The following is an 18,822-nucleotide window of genomic DNA, read 5'->3' as shown; positions in this document are numbered from 1 at the left end:
TTTATGGAGCGGTTACGATAAAACCACACTTTTATGCCAGCTCATCAATGGCTTTATTAGAAATGGCAAAATCTGGCCTGGGAATCACTTACCTTCCTTCTTTTACTGTGGCCAAAGCCATTCAACAACAAACATTAGTGCCTGTTTTACAAGACTTCCAAATACCAAAACTTCCCATTTATATTATTACAAAACAGCCACTATCACAGTCCAAAGTACAATTGTGCGCGACGTTTTTTAAACAAAAGCTAAGAAAACTTACTGGCTACAGCGACTGATAAATGTTAAGTAACATGTATTAGGTATGTTATTGAGCATTGTTATCTGACTACTTTTTAGGTTATTGTGCAATCATTCCAGATATTTTTTTGCCAACATATCAAATACAGCTCTGACCCCCATGGCTTCTCCTCCTTTTGGCCGCCCTGGCATCTCCTGAACATTCCACCCCATCATATCAAAATGCAACCAGTTTGTGTTTTTCTCGATAAATGTCTCTAAGAACAGCGCGGCTGTAATACTACCTGCATAAGCGCCAAGCGCGCAATTTTTCATGTCTGCAGCATCGCTTTTAAGCAGCTTTTTATAAGGCTGATATAATGGCATACGCCAAACAGGATCTTGTGTTGTTTCAGATGATTGCTCTATAAGTTTTGCCAGCTTCTGATTATTACAAAAAAACGCAGCAATCTCAGTACCTACCGCGACTCTTGCTGCACCTGTTAGTGTGGCAAAATCAATTAAAAGATCTGGTGATAAATTGGATGCTTCATATAAAACATCAGCCATAATGACACGACCTTCGGCATCGGTATTACTGATTTCAACCGTTGAACCATTTGCCATGGTAATAATATCACTTGGGCGATAAGCGTCACCACTTATTGCATTATCAACCGTAGGAATAACAACCGTTAAATAAACTGGTAATTGTCTATCCATAATCAAGCGCGCCAAACCTAATACATGTGCAGCACCCCCCATATCCTTATGCATTAATAACATACCGCTGGAAGGCTTGATATCCAAACCACCGGTGTCAAAAGCAACACCTTTTCCAACAAGAACAATGTGGGGATTGCTTTTATCTCCCCAATGAATTTTTACGACACGAGGCGCACGCGTACTGGCCCGCCCAACCGTATACACACCAGGATAACGTTGTTTTAATGTCTGCCCTGTTATCTCACTAAAGCTTGCCGAGAAAGTTTGCGCTAACTTCTGGGCTTGATGCGCAATCTCAGCAGGACCCATGTCTTCAGCCGGGGTATTAATCATATCTCTGGTTAAGTAAATTGCACGCAGTGTTTTTTCTACGTGACTATAGACTTTTGGCAGATAAAGCTTCATGCGTTTAGCTGGTTTTTTTGATTTGTAATGTGAAAATTGATAACATCCAAGCCCAAACCCCAAATAAACATCCTCTGAGTCTGCACATTCATAAGGATCATCCAGTATATAGTCTCCGGCTGGAAGTTTTTTGGAGATATCCCCTAACATCCACATATCATCTGCTGATACAATTAAAACAACCTGTATAAAATGTCCATTTTGATCTGCAATTTTCACATAGTTACCGGCAATTGCTTCAAAAGTAAGACTTGTTAAGTAATTCACAAGCAATGCATCTTGGTCCTGCAACCAGGTTTTATATTTTTTTTCTGGAATAACACTCAAGCGGATCGCTTGCGTTTTTCGCGTTTTATAAAAGCAAGAAAATGCCATTTTTTCCCCTATAAATTTCTTTAGACTTTGATTTAATGATCTAACCATGTATTAAAAATATTAATATCTTTTTCAGACAATGTGCCTGCATCTAATTTCAACTGTAAGACATTTACAATATAATCATACTTTGCTTGTGCCAAGTTTGATTGGCTTTGATAAAGTTTTTGCAACTGATTTAACACATCTGTAATCGTTGCATTTCCTACTTTAAAACGCGCCTCATATTGGTTATAAGCATATTGTGCTGCAACAACTGCCTGTTTCAGTGCCTGGATTTGCTTAACTTCTGAAACCACATTATAAAAATCGTTTTGGATATTCTGTTTGATTGTTCGTCTTTGGTCCAGGGTATTAAACTGTGCAGCTTGATAGTCAAAAGCTGCTTGTTTGCGCGTTGCATAATCACTGCCCCCATTTAGGATATTCCAGCTAAAATCCAGCCCAATATACCCACCTCTGACATTGCCTGGCGTTAAAGATGCAAGTGCAAGCCCAGTTGTACTACCTTTATAATCATTAACGTTATATTGCGCTTCAAGGCTTACTGTTGGCAATAAAGAACCAGTTGCTGCCTGGATTGTATTTTCTGCTGCTTGTTGTTGATAAATATTTGACCATATATTGGGGTTGTTTTGCTGTCCTTGTTCTACCCAATAATGAATATTATCAGGCTCAGGTAAAGTAAAATGCAAATCTTTATACAAATCTGCTAAATTTTGATATTCAATTCCGGTGTATTGATAAAGTGATGCATAGGCGGTTTTCAATGTGTTCTCTGCCGAGGTAACCTGTGCTAAAGCGCTGTAGTAATTTGCCTGTGATGTTTTAACATCTACCTCAGTTGCCATACCAACATCAAGCTTTTGCTGTGATTGATCCAAAGCACTTTTCACTGCTTTTAAATTTGCTTTGGAAAAGCTCAACTGTTCTTTGGCATTTAATACATTAAAATAAGCACTGGCAAAATCTAAAATAAACTGCTGCTTTTGCCCTTTGTAAGTTGCCTGTGCCTGCAGACTTGTCTTCTTTGATGCTTCATAACTTTGATAGGCATTATAATCAAAAAGCGTCTGAGTTAAATTGATTGTCGCCCCATAATTGCGAAAAGTCTGTGTGCTTAATCCTTGATACTGAAGGTAATTTTGCTCTGCTGTTGCGCTTAAGGCAATATTGGGTAGCAATGCGCCCAATGAAATAGACTGGCCCGCTTTTGTGGATTGCATAGTATAAAAATTAGCCTTATATTCTGGAGAACTTTGTAAAGCCTGTTCATATACTTGGATTAAATCTGCCGATGGTTGTGATTTTGCTATCGCACCTGTTGCGACAAATGAAGTTACCAACAATACTAATATCTTTGTTTTAAAGGCCATACCTTTTTCCCAATCTATTTTTAATTGTCAACGCTCATGCCAATGAGGTCAATTTTTGTTGAACCCAGTCACCAACAGATGCCATTGCATTTGGTAAGTTTTGTGGATTATTGCCACCGGCTTGCGCCATATCAGGGCGACCACCCCCTTTCCCATCAACTTGTTTTGCAATGAAATTCGCAAGCTCACCAGCTTTAACTTGCGCACAGATAGATTGACTAACACCCACTGCAATCTGCGCTTTATCATCCTTTTGCGTCGCCAATGCAACAATTACCTGTTTTTTTTGCGCCTTGTACTGATCAATTTTATCACGCAATACGCTCATATCCACATTATCAAGCACACCAAAAATCAAAAACGTGTCATCAATTATTTTTTCCTGTAATGTACTTGCACTGCCTAAGGCTAGCTGAGATTTTATTTTTTTGATCTGTTTATCTTGCTCTTTTAGTTGATTTTGCAACTTGATTAACTTATCAAGCACATTATCATCCGTTGATTTTAACAGCTCATGAATCGTATTAAGCGTTTCTTCCTGGGCATCCACATAGTTCTCAGCACTTTGTCCTGTCACAGCCTCTATGCGTCTGATACCTGCTGAAATGCCGGACTCACCCGTAATCTTAAAAAAGCCTATATCACCTGTTTGTCTGACATGCGTCCCACCACAAAGCTCAATAGAAAAATCGCCAACTTTTAATACACGAACAATGTCACCATATTTTTCACCAAAAAGCGCCATGGCACCCATATCTTTAGCATGATCAGGTGTTGTCTCTATGGTTTCAACCGCTAAGTTTTGTCGAATAACCTGGTTCACTAAGCGTTCAACTGCTTTTAACTGCGATCTTGTTACTGCAGAAGGGTTAGAAAAATCAAAACGCAATCTTCCTGGTTCAACTAATGAGCCTTTTTGCTCTAAATGACCACCAACAATTTGTCGTAAAGCCGCATGAAGAAGATGTGTTGCCGTATGATTTAATGCTGTTTTTACGCGCTTGTCTGTGTTGACCTGCGCGGTAACTTCATCATCAATGGCAAATGCACCCTTTGTTACTTTACCAATATGTAAAATTGCCTGTCCTGTTTTTTGTGTATCATGCACTTCAAATGTTGCACCAAGTGCTTCAATAACCCCCTTATCACCAATTTGGCCACCAGATTCAGCATAAAAAGGCGTTTTATCCAGGATAATTACACCATCTTGCCCCTTTTCAAGCTTATTAAGCTTCTGATTATTATGGTAAATATCAGCAACGATTGCATCAGAAACCAGCAAGGAATACCCTACAAAAGCACTCTTTACATCCGTGACCATCATCTGATTATAATCCACATTAAATTTATTGGCAGACTTGGCTTTATTTTTTTGTTGCAACATATGCATATCAAACGATTTCACATCAACATGCAATCCTCGCTCACGCGCGATATCTGCCGTTAAATCCAGTGGAAAGCCATAAGTGTCATAGAGTTTAAAAGCAAGCTTCCCTGGAATCACATCACCATCAAGCCCGGAGATTTCCTGCTCAAAAATCTTCATTCCATGACTTAGCGTTTTTTGAAACTGCTCTTCTTCTTGCTTGAGTGTCACCTCAATAAATGCCTGCTTTTGTGAAAGTTCAGGATAGGCCTGCCCCATTTCAATAACCAATGCATTGACAAGTTTAAAAAAGAAAACATCATTCGCACCTAATTTATACCCATGTCGCGCTGCACGACGAATAATACGTCTTAACACATAACCACGTCCTTCATTTGAAGGCAACACACCATCAGCCACCAAAAAAGCACAAGCACGAATATGATCAGCAATGACTTTCAATGAAGGTGCGTTTATATCTTTTGTGCCAACAATCTCTGCTGCTGCGGTAATCAGCTTTTGAAATGTATCAATTTCATAATTACTGTGCACCCCTTGCAGTACAGCAGCTAAACGCTCAAGTCCCATCCCGGTATCAACAGAAGGATTAGGTAATGAAACCAAAGTGCCATCTTTTAAGCGATTATACTGCATAAACACAAGATTCCAGATCTCAATATAACGATCACCATCCTCCTCTGGCGTACCCGGCGGGCCTCCAGCAACAGATTCACCATGATCATAAAAAATCTCGGTGCACGGCCCACAAGGGCCTGTATCACCCATAGACCAGAAATTATCTTTTTCTCCGATTTTTGAAAATCGTGCTGGATCCACCCCAATTTCATTCAACCAGATCGCTTCAGCCTCCTGGTCTTTTTCATAAACGGTCACCCATAGTTTTTCTTTCGGCAGAGATAAAACTTCTGTTAGAAAACGCCAAGCATAGAAAATAGCATCACGCTTAAAATAATCGCCAAAACTAAAATTTCCAAGCATCTCAAAAAAGGTATGATGTCTTGCGGTATAGCCCACATTTTCCAAATCATTATGCTTACCACCAGCACGTACACACTTTTGCACACTGACCGCTTTATTATAATCACGCTTATCAGCACCTAAAAAAACATCCTTAAACTGTACCATACCTGCATTTGTAAATAGCAAAGTATCATCATTAGTTGGGATCAATGATGCACTTGTAACATGCTGATGCCCATGCTCAGTGAAAAAATCAATAAAGGATTGTCGTATTTCGTTCGTTGTCATCATAACGTTTTCTTACATATTTTTACTTATTTTTCGCCAAAGTGTAGTTTACTATGAACCACCTGATCTTCACAATTGATTTTACCGTTTTATTGCCCACGCATAAACAGTTTATCTAAATCTGTCATAGACATTCCCACCCAGGTAGGCCGGCCATGATTACATTGATCAGCCCGCAGTGTCTGCTCCATTTGCCGTAATAAATAATTCATTTCTTGAATACTTAAAAGATCATTGGCACGCACTGCTTTATGGCAAGACATACTTGCTAAAATTGCATTTACATATTCCTCTGTATTGCTTTGCTGCTCGAAGCGCATCAAATCATGCGCAATATTGATAAGCAACCCTGGAATATCATTGTTTTTTAAATATACTGGAATTTCTCTGACCACAATCGTAGTATCTCCTAAGCTTGCCAGGCAAAATCCAAGCTTTGTAAGCTCAGGTTCATGGGTTTGCAGAATGCTTATATCTGCACTTGACATCTGACAGGTAATCGGTACCAACAAGCTTTGTGACACTGGCTTTTGCGCATGCCACAGCTGCTTAATATGCTCATAAAGTATCCGCTCATGTGCAGCATGCATATCCACAACAATCATGCCATTTTGTGTCTGACTTAAAATATACACCCCATGCAGCTGTCCAATGGCAAAGCCCAAACGATAATCACCATCATGCGATTTTGGTTTATGATCATCCGACAAGTCTACCTCATGATCAACAACTTCTGATGTTTGCTGTTGCATTTTATAATCTATACTTTCTGTATCACTGGCTGTTAGCGGGATTTGTGTCTGTACTGCCTGCTGCCAGATATCTTCTTTTTTCACTTGGGTTTGCTCTGATATAAAGGACTTATTTTCTTCTATTTGTCCCTTATACTGAGATCCACTGCCATACCCTTTGTTATGATGAGTGCCGATCACATCCTGATAAAGCTTCATCGCATCATAGCCATTAATCCCCGCTTTGACCTCTGAAAAAGACAAGGCTTTATTCTGCTTTGAAGATAAATCGCGATGATTAAAAACTGATGTATCTTCTGCCATATGATGTGTATTTGTCGTTTCTGTTTCATCTGTCGGTTTGGTATGGGCTAATGCATGATGGATTTTGCCAAATAAAAAATCATGCACAAGACGTGATTCGCGAAAACGAAGCTCATGCTTGGTTGGATGTACATTGACATCAACTGATGCAGGATCGATAGAAAAATATAAAATAAATGCAGGATAACGCTGATGGTGCAGCACATCTTTATACGCCTGTTTAACCGCATGAGTCACAAGCTTGTCTTTAATAATGCGTCCATTGACATAAAAATATTGCAAATCCGCACGTGACTTGGAAAATTGCGGTTTCGCTACCCATCCTTGCAATTTTAACCCCATATTTTCTACATCGATCACAATTGCATGGCCAATAAATTCTTCCCCGCAAACCTGTGCGATTCGTTTTTGTTGTTTTTCAATAGAATCTGCCACCGGAAAATGTTTGATTTTTTTGCCATTGTGATAAAGCGTAAAAGCAATATCAAAATAACACAGCAAGAATTTTTTTAATAAGTCATCAATATGCGCATATTCTGTGCGCTCAGCCTTTAAAAATTTTCGCCTGGCTGGTGTATTATAAAACAGTGATTCTACCTCAACCGTTGTTCCTGTGTTGTGAGAAGCAGGGAAAACGCCATTTTGTTGTTGATTATCAACGCACCATGCATGATTATTATCTGTCGTTTTTGAGGTGATTTTAACCTTGGCAATTGACCCAATACTTGCCAGCGCCTCACCACGAAATCCCATGCTTTGAATTGCTTCAAGCTCACTTAGTGAATATATTTTACTTGTTGCATGCGGATGCAAAGCTAACGCTAAATCATCTTTAATAATACCATTGCCATTATCTTGAATTTTAATCCGCTCTTTACCACCATGATCGAGCGTAATACTGATATCTGTAGCACCAGCATCAATTGCATTTTCAAGCAGCTCCTTGACAACCGAAGAAGGTCTCTCAACCACTTCGCCTGCTGCAATTTGATTGGATAGCTGTGTCGGTAAAACTTTAATCCTTCGTAACATCATCTTCCTGTACTTGTTCTTTGTCTTGTAAAGCATGTTCAACTAAGTGAGCAATCTTCATTGCCACTTCCTTTTTGGACATAACTGCCAATGATGCTATTTGCGCCCCAAGGTGATTATAGATATCCACTTTATTATCTGTCGCATAAAAAGGAAATCCACTATTTATATCAACCTGATTAAGCACCAACATATCAAGTTTTTTTATTTTAATTTTTGTCTGGGCGTTTTGCTCTGCATGGTGTGTCTCTGCGGCAAAACCAACACAAAAGGGCCGATTATCCATCAGTGAGACACTTTTTAAAATATCTTTATTCTTTACCAGCTCCAAAGACAGACTATCATTGTCATCCGATTTTTTAATTTTTTGCCCTTGCTGGGTTTTCATGCGATAATCAACAACCGCCGCGGCGGCAATAAAAACATCTGCCTTAGCAATATGCTCATGTACTGCTTCATACATTTGTTGTGCCGTTTCCACCTCAATAAAAACCATGCCCTGTGGCTTTGAAAGCCTTGTTGGGCCTGAGATTAGTATCACTTGCCACCCTTTAGATTTAAAGCTTTCTGCCAAGGCATAACCCATCTTTCCAGAGCTGTGATTTGAAATATATCGCACCGGGTCAATTGCCTCAATGGTTGGCCCTGCGGTAATCACAACACATCGATTATTATCTTGTGAGCCAGCATGTTGATCTTCAACTATTTTAAGAATATCCAAAGGCTCCATTAAGCGCCCCAACCCAACATCGCCACAGGCCTGTTCACCTTCTTGGGGAGATAATAATACAAACCCTCTATCAACGAGTTTTTGCACATTTTCCTGAACAACGCTGTTTTGCCACATGTAACGATTCATTGCCGGTGCTAACATGATTTTTTTATTACATGCCAGCACAATATTACCCAAAAGGTCTTCTGCCAGTCCACAGGCAAGCCTGGCAATGGTATTAGCTGATGCCGGTGCAATAACAACCAAATCTGCCCAGCGCGCAAGATCAATATGCTCAATAGGGTCATCTGTATAGCTAAAAGTATCATCATAAACAGGGTGTGCACTTATCGATTCAAAAGTCAGTGGCGTTACAAATTTCTTTGCACCTGATGTCATCACAACCTTAACGCAATAGCCGCTTTTGATGAATAAGCGCACCAACTCAACACTTTTATAGACAGCGATACTTCCTGTTACGCACAGCAGGATATTTTTCATTTATTACAATTTCAACGATTCAAGTAGCTTTATCATAAAAGATATTGCGGTTTAAGTAAAATACTGCTGGCTTATCATTGATTAAATTTGCTGTTACACAGTTAATATTTTTTCTTGCTCAACAATTGCGCATTTTGCTGTTCAATATGGCGAAGAGACAGAATGATTTCGTTATTCTGTTTTAGTATCAACTGATTCTGTTGCGCTTGTTTATAGAGTAAAAACAACATATATTGTTGCGGTTTGCTAAAATCTTTCGCTTCTTTATCCGCGTTATTAAATGCATTTTGCAACTGACGCTGTAAATCAGCAATTTCAGCCTCATTCCCCACAAAGCTTGGTGTACTATCAACAACTTGAGCGACTTGGGGTTTTTGTTTTTCAACCGGTGGCGAGACCCCACTTAATTGCTCAGTAAGTGATAAGGATTTATCGCCAGATGAAATAACCTTGGTATTATTGGTAGCAGATTGTGAATCATCTGCTGCAAACAGGTTACTAATAAGCATACAGCAAGCCAACATTGATAAAGCATGTTTTATAATCAATCGCATACAAGCCTCCTTTTTATTTAATAAACATCGCATCGCCATAGCTGTAAAAACGGTATTTTTTATCAATCGCGTGTTGATACGCCTTTTGAATCATATCAATAGATGAGAAAGCACTTACCAACATGATTAATGTTGATTTGGGCAAATGAAAGTTTGTTATCATGGCATCAACAACGTTAAAAGACTTCCCCGGATATAAGAAGATATCACTTTCCCCGTAAAAAGGTTTTATTTCACCTGAGATCGCTGCGGTTTCCAGTGATCGCACAGAGGTGGTACCAACAGCAATAACCCGACCATTTTGCGCTTTAGTATCTTTAACTAGCTGGCAAACGGATAAAGGCACATCAATCAATTCAACATGCATGTTGTGCTGGGTTATATCTTCAACCTGCACTGGCTTAAATGTTCCTGAACCAACATGTAAAGTTACATAGGCAATTTTTGCACCTTTGGCTTGAATTTTTTCTATCAACTCATTCGTAAAATGCAATCCTGCCGTTGGGGCAGCCACTGAGCCCAAAAGCTTACTATAAACAGTTTGATAGCGCTCAATATCCAGCGTCTCATCTTCACGTTTCATATAAGGTGGCAATGGCATATGCCCGTGCGTTTCCATAATCTGCCATATATCACTATCTAAAAGCTTTAAATGATACAAGCCATTATCTTTATCCAATACACAAGCCCGGTAATCACCCAGGAAAACTTCTGAGTCAATTTTAGGTGCTTTATTGGCACGAATATGGCTGACTACTGTGCGATCATCAATCACTTTTTCAATTAAAAATTCAAGTTTTGCGCCTGTTGGCTTTGTACCATAAATCCTGGACGCCATGACACGACTATTGTTAAATACAACTAAGTCGCCTTTGTTTATTTCATCAATAATATCACTAAAAACGCGATCACTTAAACGCTCAGTTTGTCGATCTAACACCAAAAGCCGGCTTTGGTCACGTCTTTGTGCTGGATAACGCGCAATGCGATCAGCTGGTAAATCATAATCAAAAATATCAGTCTTCATTGGTAATTTATTTATTCCCCCATCGCTTGATGTATAAAAAAACGCTTTAACCAGGATGTTCTATCAACAAGGTTTACCCCAATCCCACGTAAAGATTTTAAAAGCAGATTATGGCTACCAAAAATTTCCTTAATCGCTTTCATTGAATATAACATCATTTTATTCTCAAAATGCCTTTCACGCTCAAAAGCACTTAACGTGCTGATATGCGCATAATCACGATGTCGTTCTTTAGCTTCAGCAATCACTTTGACAAGTGCCGCCACATCCGCAAAACCCAAATTAACACCCTGACCTGCCAAGGGATGAATGGTATGCGCTGCATCACCGATTAACACAACGCCCTTTTGGTAGTAATGTTTTGCATGGCGCGCTACAAGCGGAAAACTTTGTCGTTTATTTAATAGCTGCAAACAACCTAATTGATGGTTACTTGCCTTGGCAAGCTTTACCTCAAATATATCATTATCCTCTTTCATGGACTGCGCGGATTCATCTGTATTTTGTGAGTACACAATAGACACCTGGTTGGCATCAGGAAGTGGCAAAAAAGCTAAAATCCCCGTTTTCGTAAACCACTGGTAAGCCGTTTGCTGATGTGGCTTTTGTGTTTGTAAAGTAGCCACAATAGCACTATGGCCATAGGCTTTAGTATCAAAAGGAAATTGAAAATGTTGTCGAATAAAAGAATTTGCGCCATCAGCACCTATGATTAAAGGTGTTATAAGCTTTTTCCCACTGGCTAATGTCAATATATTTTGGCTATTTTGTTCGATTTGAATAATTTTCTCATTATCTAATAAATCGACCCCAAGCCTTTTCGCTTTAGACTGCAAACAATTGATAATAATGTCATTCTCAATAATATAACCTAAGTTTGATGCAGCAATATCTGCAGCATTAAATGAAAGATTTGCTGCAGCATTTTGATCAAACACAGACATCTGATGATATGGCGAAATAGCACTGTTAACAATATCTTGCCATACCCCTAAACGCATAAGCAAATGTTTTGAGGCATTGTTAATTGCACTGACACGCCCTGGAACTTTTACCGGATTTTTTGGGTTCATGCCAGAGGCTTCAATAACAGCAACGTTCAAATCATGTAATCTTAAGCCAACAGCGCAAGAAAGGCCGACCATGCCGCCACCTACAACAACCACATCAAATTTCATTCATCCACCTTTTTTTGCAATAACGTTGAGCCATATGCCCATTTTCCCATCATCAAATGACTTAAGGCTTTTTTTGCAAAATGATCTCGTTGCAATAAATGTAAGCCCACACTTCTAAAGTGCTTACTTGCTTTACCCGCTTTCACAAAAAGATTAACCAGGCCATCTGTCACTTTGGCTGTACGCATGTGATCACTTTGGCGTAATTCTGTATAGCGACAAAGCAACTGGTTTAGGGTGTTTTTTTGGTCAATCTGTGGGTATTGGTACAATAAATCATATAACACACCAATATCACGCATGCTCAAATTCAATCCCTGACCTGATACTGGGTGCAGAAAATGTGCAGCATTGCCAAATAGCAATACATTGTCCTGATAAAGTTTTTTAGCCATAACCAACCGTAAAGGAAATGCTTTAGGGCGGGTGATATGCATAAACTGTCCAAGCCGATAACCAAAAGTATGCTGTGCTTTTTGCAACTGCTGCCTGTCACAAAGCTGCACAAAGGCTTCTGCCTCATCAGGTGACATCGTCCATACACAACTGCTTTGTTTATTACAAAGCGGTAACATCGCCATCACACCACTGTTGATAAACCGCTCATAAGCCCAACCTTCATGGTCCCTTTTAAGCTCGACATCAAAGACAACAGCTGATTGATGATACAACTTAATCTTAGAATCAATGCCAACCGCCTTTTTAACAAAGGATTCTGAACCATCTGCACCAATAATCAAATCAGGATGCAGCGCTTTGCATGTATTGTTCTTTTCCAGATAAAGCATATAGCGATCATTTTTTTTATCAAGGGATTGGACAGTCGTGTTATCTGAAAAATCAACCGTTGTTTTTTGCAAAGCATCTAGTAATGCCTTAATAATATAAGACATTTTCACAATCACCCCTAAAAAGGGAAGATTTTCATTTTCTGCATGAAGCCTTGTTTGACCATAAGCACCTTTGTCGGATACATGGATATGGAAAATAGGCTGTGCGTAAGCTTTGATATGCGTCCATAATCCCAATGTATTTAACATATTGACAGAGGCATAAGACAAAGCAATAGCACGCTGATCCTGCGCTAAGGCAGATAAGTTAACTTTTTCAATCAAAGTAATCGAAAAATCACAATCCAATTTTGATAAGGCAACTGCCAGCATCATGCCAACAGCACCACCACCTACAATAGCAATCGATTGCTTTTGACTAGACATCTATATCAAGCACCTTGTTGTTTTGCCTTAACACCAAATTCGCTGTGGATTAGCAATACGGCAACCTTTGTATACTCAACCAGATCCATGTATGCACGTTCTTCTTCTTGGCGCCCTGTCACTTCATCATCATATTGCAGTCTTGACATATCAATCAAATCACTTACGGCTTCTTGCACTTCACTTGAGCCTTTGGAGAAGTCAATCTCCATCAAGCCAAGACCCGAGAGGTATCCCTGACACCACATTGCCAATGCATCAATGCGCTGATAAAAAGGTTTTTCATCGTCAGGTAACAGTAAATCAAAGCTTAAGCTATTTGTATGAAACTGCTGCTTTGCGGTTTGATACAGCTGCTTTAACACTTCCAAAGAAGGTGCTGCCATGATATCACCTGTTTCAATCGGACCTGCCATCAATGAGTCCATCCAGGCCTGGATTCTTACCTCAGCACCAACAGTAAATAAAGCACAAAGTAAGGCATGCGCTTCAGAAGCTTCTGATAGTGCATTGATTTTTCTTAAAGCCTCGGTAACCTGCTGGTATCCTGGCAGTTTTTGTTTATTATTTGACATCATTTTTTATTAACGATTTTTTTTGTGATATGCCATTATCCTACCATTGTCTGCTTATTTAATCTCTTTTTTTTTATAATAAATCACTTGCACTCAAGCATATATAATTCTATGATTGAAGGTGTAAAAGTTAGTGTTGCCTGTGCTGTTAGCCAGTTTTTACAGTCTTGAGCCGATGCATATAAAAAAGGGAACAGGTATATTGCTTCAAGTGTGCAAGCTCAGATATAACTGAGACGCCCAACGAAGCGATGACTGTACCCACCTGGTTCTTGAGGGTTCAAGAACCATGTAAGCAGCGGCAGCTACGGGCAACACTATTCAAAGCTTCATTAACCAATTGCTTTTAATTCCTCAGCTGATTTACCATTACCAGGTTCTACCTTAGATTTATCACGATCCACCGGTTCACGATCAGATGCGTTATAAATACTATTATCATGCAGCTTTTGATGCATTTCTTTAGGAAGTTTATGATCGATCCAAACAGCACCTTTCACAAGCCAGGGAACAAGCACAGAGTCACTCCAGGAAGCTTGTTTTACAACGGTTTTGTTATAACTTAAAACACCAACGACCAAGCTTAGAACCAATATTGCCTTGGCAATCCCAAATAAAAAACCAAGCAATCGATCCGTTAGTGATTGTGTGTCCTTTTTTAACATTGACAGCAAGAAACGAAGAATACTGCCAATAATCACAACGATGACAATAATACTGAAAAAAGCCACCCAAAAAGCGACTTCTTGCGAGCTAAACCAGTGCTCGGTATAATGCACCTTTATACTTTCGGCGAAAAAATAAGCTAAAATAAAGGCAACCAGCCAGGTTAAAAGTGAAATAAGCCCCTTGATAAACCCTTGGGAGAAGCCAAACAGTCCAACGATAATAATCACCGCAAGAAAGCACCAATCCAACCAGTTAAGTGCTACTAACGTATCCACGACTAAACTCCTAAAACTTATTACCATCCATCGAATAATCTCATAATAAGGTTTTCTTGATGTTTTTTATATAGTTGCATATCATTTTAACCAATTTTAATGCTATCTATAGCTCATGCAAACCATAAAATACTTTACGTAGCTTAGTTTTTATACATGTAAGTATTTGCTTTGCATTTTGGATTCGCCACTATTCATGTTATAATGACGCTGTATATTTGACAGGCATTTACTATAAAAAATACGATGAAAACAAACCCACAAGATATCGACAAACAAGCCAATATGACACACATCGAGCTTTTTAAGCTAAATGGTGCTAAGGCTGCTGTTCGCTCGTTGATCTTTATCTTGATTTTTGCGCTTTTCTTATACCTTGTCACTGGAGAGGCTTTATCACCAGCGCTTGCGGTGATCTTTTTTTTAATCGATGCCAGTATTAACACCTTTCGGTATAAATGGTTTAAAAAATTAAGAGAGTAATTCCATTGAAAACCCTTGTACTAGGCATTGGCTCACCTTTTGCTGATGACCAGTTTGGCTGGAAAGTCGCTGAAGAATTGCAAAATAGCGTCAAGGATGAAAACATTCAGGTTAAAATTGTCGATCGCCCTGGGTTAAATTTATTACGTTTTATTGAACAGGACTTTCAGAAAGTTATGTTAGTTGATGCTGTAAATGCCAAAGCGCCCATCGGACAGCATTTCACCTTATCCGCGGGTGATATCATTGATTTTCATGGTTTTTTCTCATCTCATAGTATTGGCATTGCCCCCTCTTTAGCATTAGCACAAGCACTGAATTATCCAATTAATCATATCAAATTTTACGGCGTACAGATCAAGCGCATCACCCAAAAAGATGACATCCTATCCAATGAAATTAAAGCGCAAATCAGCCCCATTGCATGTAAAATCATGAAAAATCTGAAATAATGTATTGAATTTGATACTGCTGTTTTTATTGTTGTTGTGCGGCTTTGGCTACATTACAAATAAACTCACCTTTGACGAAACTAGCTTATTTAGCCTATTATACAAGTTGTGAAAAATCATAGGCAAAAGGAAATGGCGACATGCTTTTAGAAATGTTCAATCAAAATAAATGCTTTGGTGGGCTGCACCAGCAGTTTTCTCATCGATCTGATGTTACCAACTGTACGATGCGGTTTGCGGTTTTTTTGCCGCCAGAATATAAAACCAAAAACCCGCCTGTACTGTATTGGCTATCGGGGCTAACCTGCACTGAGGAGAATTTCATGCAAAAAGCAGGCGCTTTTAAAAAAGCTGCTGAATTGGGCCTGGTAATTGTTGCACCAGATACAAGCCCACGTGGTGATGAAGTGCCAGATGATCCAGATAAAGCCTATGATTTAGGCCATGGTGCTGGATTTTATGTCAATGCAACTCAAGATCCCTGGAAGCAACATTATCAAATGTATGATTATGTATTACATGAGCTGCCAGAAATCATCAACAAACACTTTCATTTTCAGCCCAAGCAAGCTATTTGCGGTCATTCAATGGGTGGACATGGGGCAATAATACTTGCTTTACGAAATCCAGATAAATTCGCATCAGCCTCAGCCTTTAGTCCAATTTGTCATCCAACACAAGTACCATGGGGGCAAAAAGCCTTCTCACATTATCTAGGTGATGACAAAGCACATTGGGCAGAATATGACGCCACGATTTTAATACAAAACCTTAATGGTCAATCAAGGCCTGTACCAATATTAGTTGACCAAGGTGATGATGATCAATTTCTTGAAACCCAACTAAGACCACAATCCTTACAGCTTGCTGCCAAAGAAAAAAACTACCCACTGACACTGCGATATCAACATGGTTATGATCACAGTTATTATTTTATTTCGACCTTTATTGATGATCACCTGGATTTTCACTGGCAATATTTACAGCAATAAATTTATTCCTCCTTAGTAATACTATCCCTGCAATCAAAGCAATCATACCCATGATGCTACCACCAATCCACGGTGAATTTTGCTCAAAGAAATGTAATATTACCAAGCCAAATGTTGCAGATTTAAGGCTTAATAAACTTAAAAGCTCAATAAGGCCAATCACCATCGATGAAATAAAAACGATCGCAACGATGATTACGTTATAACGAAAATAGCGCCTGCTATCTATTTTAGACCATTCAATAGCCTTACCTATCAATGCTGCGTCAATCGAATCAATTAAGATCATTCCTATTGCAAAAGCCACAGGTAAAGCCAGAATAAACATAATTGGCTCACCTGAAACTGCGGAGGAAGCTGCTAGACCTAAAAGCCCAATTTCTGTTGCGGTATCAAACCCAAGACCAAACAGAAAACCGACAACATACATTTTGCCAGGTCGATCAACAAGGCTAATAACAGAGGCAAACACTCTGTTTAATAGTGTACTGCCATGACAACCTGGATGTAAGTTGGTCTTGCTTTTTTGATAATGCTTTAATTGAATCAGCGATGCCAGGTTAATCCCACCTGTTACCCATAAAAAAGTTACTGAGACTAATGTGCCAATAATTCCACCGATGTGTAAAATACTTGCACTTTGTGACTGAAAAACCTTTACCCCAAAAACGATTAAGAGTGTTAATAACAAGACGATGCTTGAGTGCCCTAAAGCAAAGAACAACCCTGTAGTAATACTATTTTTATCGTTTGTTGCTAATTGACGAGTTACATTATCGATTGCCACAATATGATCGGCATCGAACCCATGTCGCAAGCCCAGAAAAAAGGCAGTAACAATCATTAATAATATGTAGATATGATTTAAAAAAAGCATAATAAACACAAGCCAGATAACAAGGCTTATCACAAAAAAATTACGAAAATAACGGAAATACACCTTAAGTCACTCCTTTACCCAATTCCATATCGTTAGCCAAATAAAACACATTTTTACGGCATATACGTTTGATGACATCTGCATACGATTAAACTTATTTTCGGGTGACATTTAATGTTAAAAAATGTGCTGAGCAGGAAATACATGGGTCATAATTGCGAATCACCATTTCAGCATGCAGACGAAGCGCATCATCTGATTGGTCTAAACCAAACTTTGTCAGTGACTGGCGCAGATCTGCTTCCATACAGGCCAGGTTTTGCGCTGTTGGTGGCGTAATACGAATTTTGGTTGCTCTACCCTTATCATCAAACTCAAAATAGTCAATTTGAATACCTCTTGGTGCCTCAGAGGCTCCCCAGGCTTTTCCTGCCTTGAAAGCCACATCAACGTAAGATCTCTCTGGGTATTGATAGTTTTCACAAATGTTCAAAATTTCACCGATAGCATAATAGCACTCAATGCCACGAGCTAAGATGCTATGAAAGATATTATTGCTTGGAAAATTCACCCCCGTGCTATTTGCCAACGCTTGGACCTCAAGCGGCAGCTTATCAAAATTAAGATTCAATCGTGATAGTGGTGAGGTCAGATAAGGTTTTCCATCTTTGGTTGAATGTAATGCTGTTGATTGCGGGACATGAAACTCATCAAAATACTGATCCCACTGCTCAATTGGGATCTGTAAACCCTTGTTGGTAATAACATAATCAGCAATCACTGGATAACGACCATCTGGGTCAGTTAAGGCAACTTGTGTTAAATCTTCAAACTCAACCTCTGGAAAGGGTAAACCTGCGAACCAGTTAACAACATCTCTTGCATCTTTTTTAGCTTCTTTTAACCTTGGGATTAGACTCTTGATTTCTTTATGTGTTGGGGCGCGATAAAACCCACCAACTTTAACACCACCAGGATGTACGGATCGGCCACCAAAAAGTGTTAAGATATCGTTACCCAGATGCTGCAGCCTCACACCACGTTTAACCTCATCAGGAAAATCCTTAGCCATTTCAATTGCCGAGCGATATTGTAGAAAGTCAGGTGCGGCCAAAATATGCGTATGCAAGTAATGCGATTCCATCCATTCACCTAAATACATCATTCGGCGCATTCGATGGATCCAAGGCGTCACTTCAACCTCAAAAGCTTTCTCCATCAACGTGACAACGCTCATTTGATAAGCCATCGGACAAATCCCACAAATACGAGCCACTGCATCAATTATTTCCCGACTTTGACACTTTTGAATGTGAAAGCCTTATTTTATAAGGATTCCTTCAAAACCCAGGGCACTACATTGAGTTATCCACAATAACAAAAGGTGTGCTTGCTAAAGACAGTCCCATCGTTTGATAAATCTTAGCTGCATGCGCACCAGTAGCTGATGGAATGCCATATTTCTTTTCTGTTTTTCTATCTTT

At 39.2% G+C, this 18,822-nt stretch carries 17 protein-coding genes and 1 other RNA gene; 5 read left to right on the top strand and 13 right to left on the bottom strand.

Features of this window, described 5'->3' with window-relative positions:
* Positions 1 to 278, top strand: a 278-nt coding sequence (locus DNK84_RS01970; protein WP_235826800.1) for a LysR substrate-binding domain-containing protein, incomplete at its 5' end; no start/stop codon positions are given.
* 73 nt (positions 279 to 351) lie between these two features.
* On the opposite strand, the gene DNK84_RS01965 is transcribed toward DNK84_RS01970, so the two are convergent.
* The 10 genes from DNK84_RS01965 to DNK84_RS01920 form a co-directional block, all read right to left on the bottom strand.
* Positions 352 to 1,725, bottom strand: a complete 1,374-nt coding sequence (locus DNK84_RS01965) for a leucyl aminopeptidase family protein (protein WP_119342901.1) — start codon at positions 1,723 to 1,725, stop codon at positions 352 to 354.
* 32 nt (positions 1,726 to 1,757) lie between these two features.
* Positions 1,758 to 3,101 carry a TolC family outer membrane protein gene (locus tag DNK84_RS01960; RefSeq protein WP_119342900.1) on the bottom strand — a complete coding sequence of 448 codons (1,344 nt, stop codon included), beginning with the start codon at positions 3,099 to 3,101 and terminating at the stop codon, positions 1,758 to 1,760.
* A 34-nt stretch (positions 3,102 to 3,135) separates the two neighbouring features.
* Positions 3,136 to 5,739 carry an alanine--tRNA ligase gene (alaS, locus tag DNK84_RS01955; RefSeq protein ID WP_119342899.1) on the bottom strand — a complete coding sequence of 868 codons (2,604 nt, stop codon included), beginning with the start codon at positions 5,737 to 5,739 and terminating at the stop codon, positions 3,136 to 3,138.
* A gap of 86 nt (positions 5,740 to 5,825) precedes the next feature.
* Entirely contained in the window at positions 5,826 to 7,823 is a 1,998-nt protein-coding gene (mutL, locus tag DNK84_RS01950; protein WP_235826799.1) for a DNA mismatch repair endonuclease MutL, read from the bottom strand.
* Positions 7,807 to 9,036, bottom strand: a complete 1,230-nt coding sequence (coaBC, locus tag DNK84_RS01945; RefSeq protein ID WP_119342897.1) for a bifunctional phosphopantothenoylcysteine decarboxylase/phosphopantothenate--cysteine ligase CoaBC — start codon at positions 9,034 to 9,036, stop codon at positions 7,807 to 7,809. The genes mutL and coaBC overlap by 17 nt, the downstream gene beginning before the upstream one ends.
* Before the next feature lie 101 nt (positions 9,037 to 9,137).
* On the bottom strand, positions 9,138 to 9,590 hold the full coding sequence (locus DNK84_RS01940) for a hypothetical protein (protein WP_119342896.1): 453 nt from the start codon (positions 9,588 to 9,590) through the stop codon (positions 9,138 to 9,140).
* A 13-nt stretch (positions 9,591 to 9,603) separates the two neighbouring features.
* On the bottom strand, positions 9,604 to 10,617 hold the full coding sequence (queA, locus tag DNK84_RS01935; RefSeq protein WP_119342895.1) for a tRNA preQ1(34) S-adenosylmethionine ribosyltransferase-isomerase QueA: 1,014 nt from the start codon (positions 10,615 to 10,617) through the stop codon (positions 9,604 to 9,606).
* Between the two features lie 11 nt (positions 10,618 to 10,628).
* Positions 10,629 to 11,795, bottom strand: coding sequence for an FAD-dependent monooxygenase (locus DNK84_RS01930; RefSeq protein WP_119342894.1), 1,167 nt, complete (start codon positions 11,793 to 11,795; stop codon positions 10,629 to 10,631).
* Positions 11,792 to 13,012: an FAD-dependent monooxygenase gene (locus DNK84_RS01925; protein ID WP_119342893.1), complete on the bottom strand. Its 1,221-nt coding sequence runs from the start codon at positions 13,010 to 13,012 to the stop codon at positions 11,792 to 11,794. Before DNK84_RS01925 ends, DNK84_RS01930 begins: the two co-directional genes overlap by 4 nt.
* 5 nt (positions 13,013 to 13,017) lie before the next feature.
* Positions 13,018 to 13,590 (bottom strand): UPF0149 family protein, encoded by a 573-nt coding sequence (locus DNK84_RS01920; protein ID WP_235826798.1) that lies wholly within the window; start codon positions 13,588 to 13,590, stop codon positions 13,018 to 13,020.
* Between the two features lie 131 nt (positions 13,591 to 13,721).
* Between DNK84_RS01920 and ssrS the strand changes: the two genes are divergently transcribed.
* A non-coding RNA gene (gene ssrS / locus DNK84_RS01915) (6S RNA) lies at positions 13,722 to 13,905 on the top strand.
* A 14-nt stretch (positions 13,906 to 13,919) separates the two neighbouring features.
* Here the strand turns inward: ssrS and DNK84_RS01910 are convergent.
* Positions 13,920 to 14,531, bottom strand: a complete 612-nt coding sequence (locus DNK84_RS01910) for a CvpA family protein (protein ID WP_162902149.1) — start codon at positions 14,529 to 14,531, stop codon at positions 13,920 to 13,922.
* A gap of 246 nt (positions 14,532 to 14,777) precedes the next feature.
* Here DNK84_RS01910 and DNK84_RS01905 point away from each other — a divergent pair, with 246 nt between their 5' ends.
* From DNK84_RS01905 to fghA, 3 genes are all read left to right on the top strand, one after another.
* The gene (locus tag DNK84_RS01905) at positions 14,778 to 15,014 is read left to right on the top strand and encodes a hypothetical protein (RefSeq protein WP_119342891.1); all 237 of its coding nucleotides are present in this window, start codon (positions 14,778 to 14,780) and stop codon (positions 15,012 to 15,014) included.
* Positions 15,015 to 15,019: 5 nt separating this feature from the next.
* Positions 15,020 to 15,466 carry a hydrogenase maturation protease gene (locus tag DNK84_RS01900; RefSeq protein ID WP_235826797.1) on the top strand — a complete coding sequence of 149 codons (447 nt, stop codon included), beginning with the start codon at positions 15,020 to 15,022 and terminating at the stop codon, positions 15,464 to 15,466.
* 140 nt (positions 15,467 to 15,606) lie between these two features.
* Complete coding sequence (fghA, locus tag DNK84_RS01895) at positions 15,607 to 16,458, top strand: S-formylglutathione hydrolase (RefSeq protein WP_119342889.1); 852 nt, start codon at positions 15,607 to 15,609, stop codon at positions 16,456 to 16,458.
* Here fghA and DNK84_RS01890 read toward each other — a convergent pair.
* Entirely contained in the window at positions 16,412 to 17,398 is a 987-nt protein-coding gene (locus DNK84_RS01890) for a HoxN/HupN/NixA family nickel/cobalt transporter (RefSeq protein WP_119342888.1), read from the bottom strand. The two genes, fghA and DNK84_RS01890, sit on opposite strands and share 47 nt — an antisense overlap.
* A 94-nt stretch (positions 17,399 to 17,492) precedes the next feature.
* Entirely contained in the window at positions 17,493 to 18,626 is a 1,134-nt protein-coding gene (locus DNK84_RS01885) for a Ni/Fe hydrogenase subunit alpha (RefSeq protein ID WP_268876877.1), read from the bottom strand.
* Positions 18,627 to 18,822 lie beyond the last annotated feature (196 nt).

The organism is Facilibium subflavum (assembly GCF_003574485.1).
In the GTDB taxonomy this organism is placed as follows: Bacteria; Pseudomonadota; Gammaproteobacteria; order Francisellales; family Francisellaceae; genus Facilibium; species Facilibium subflavum.
Note: the sequence above shows the minus strand (reverse complement) of the source record. Positions and strands in the feature narration are given on the sequence as shown.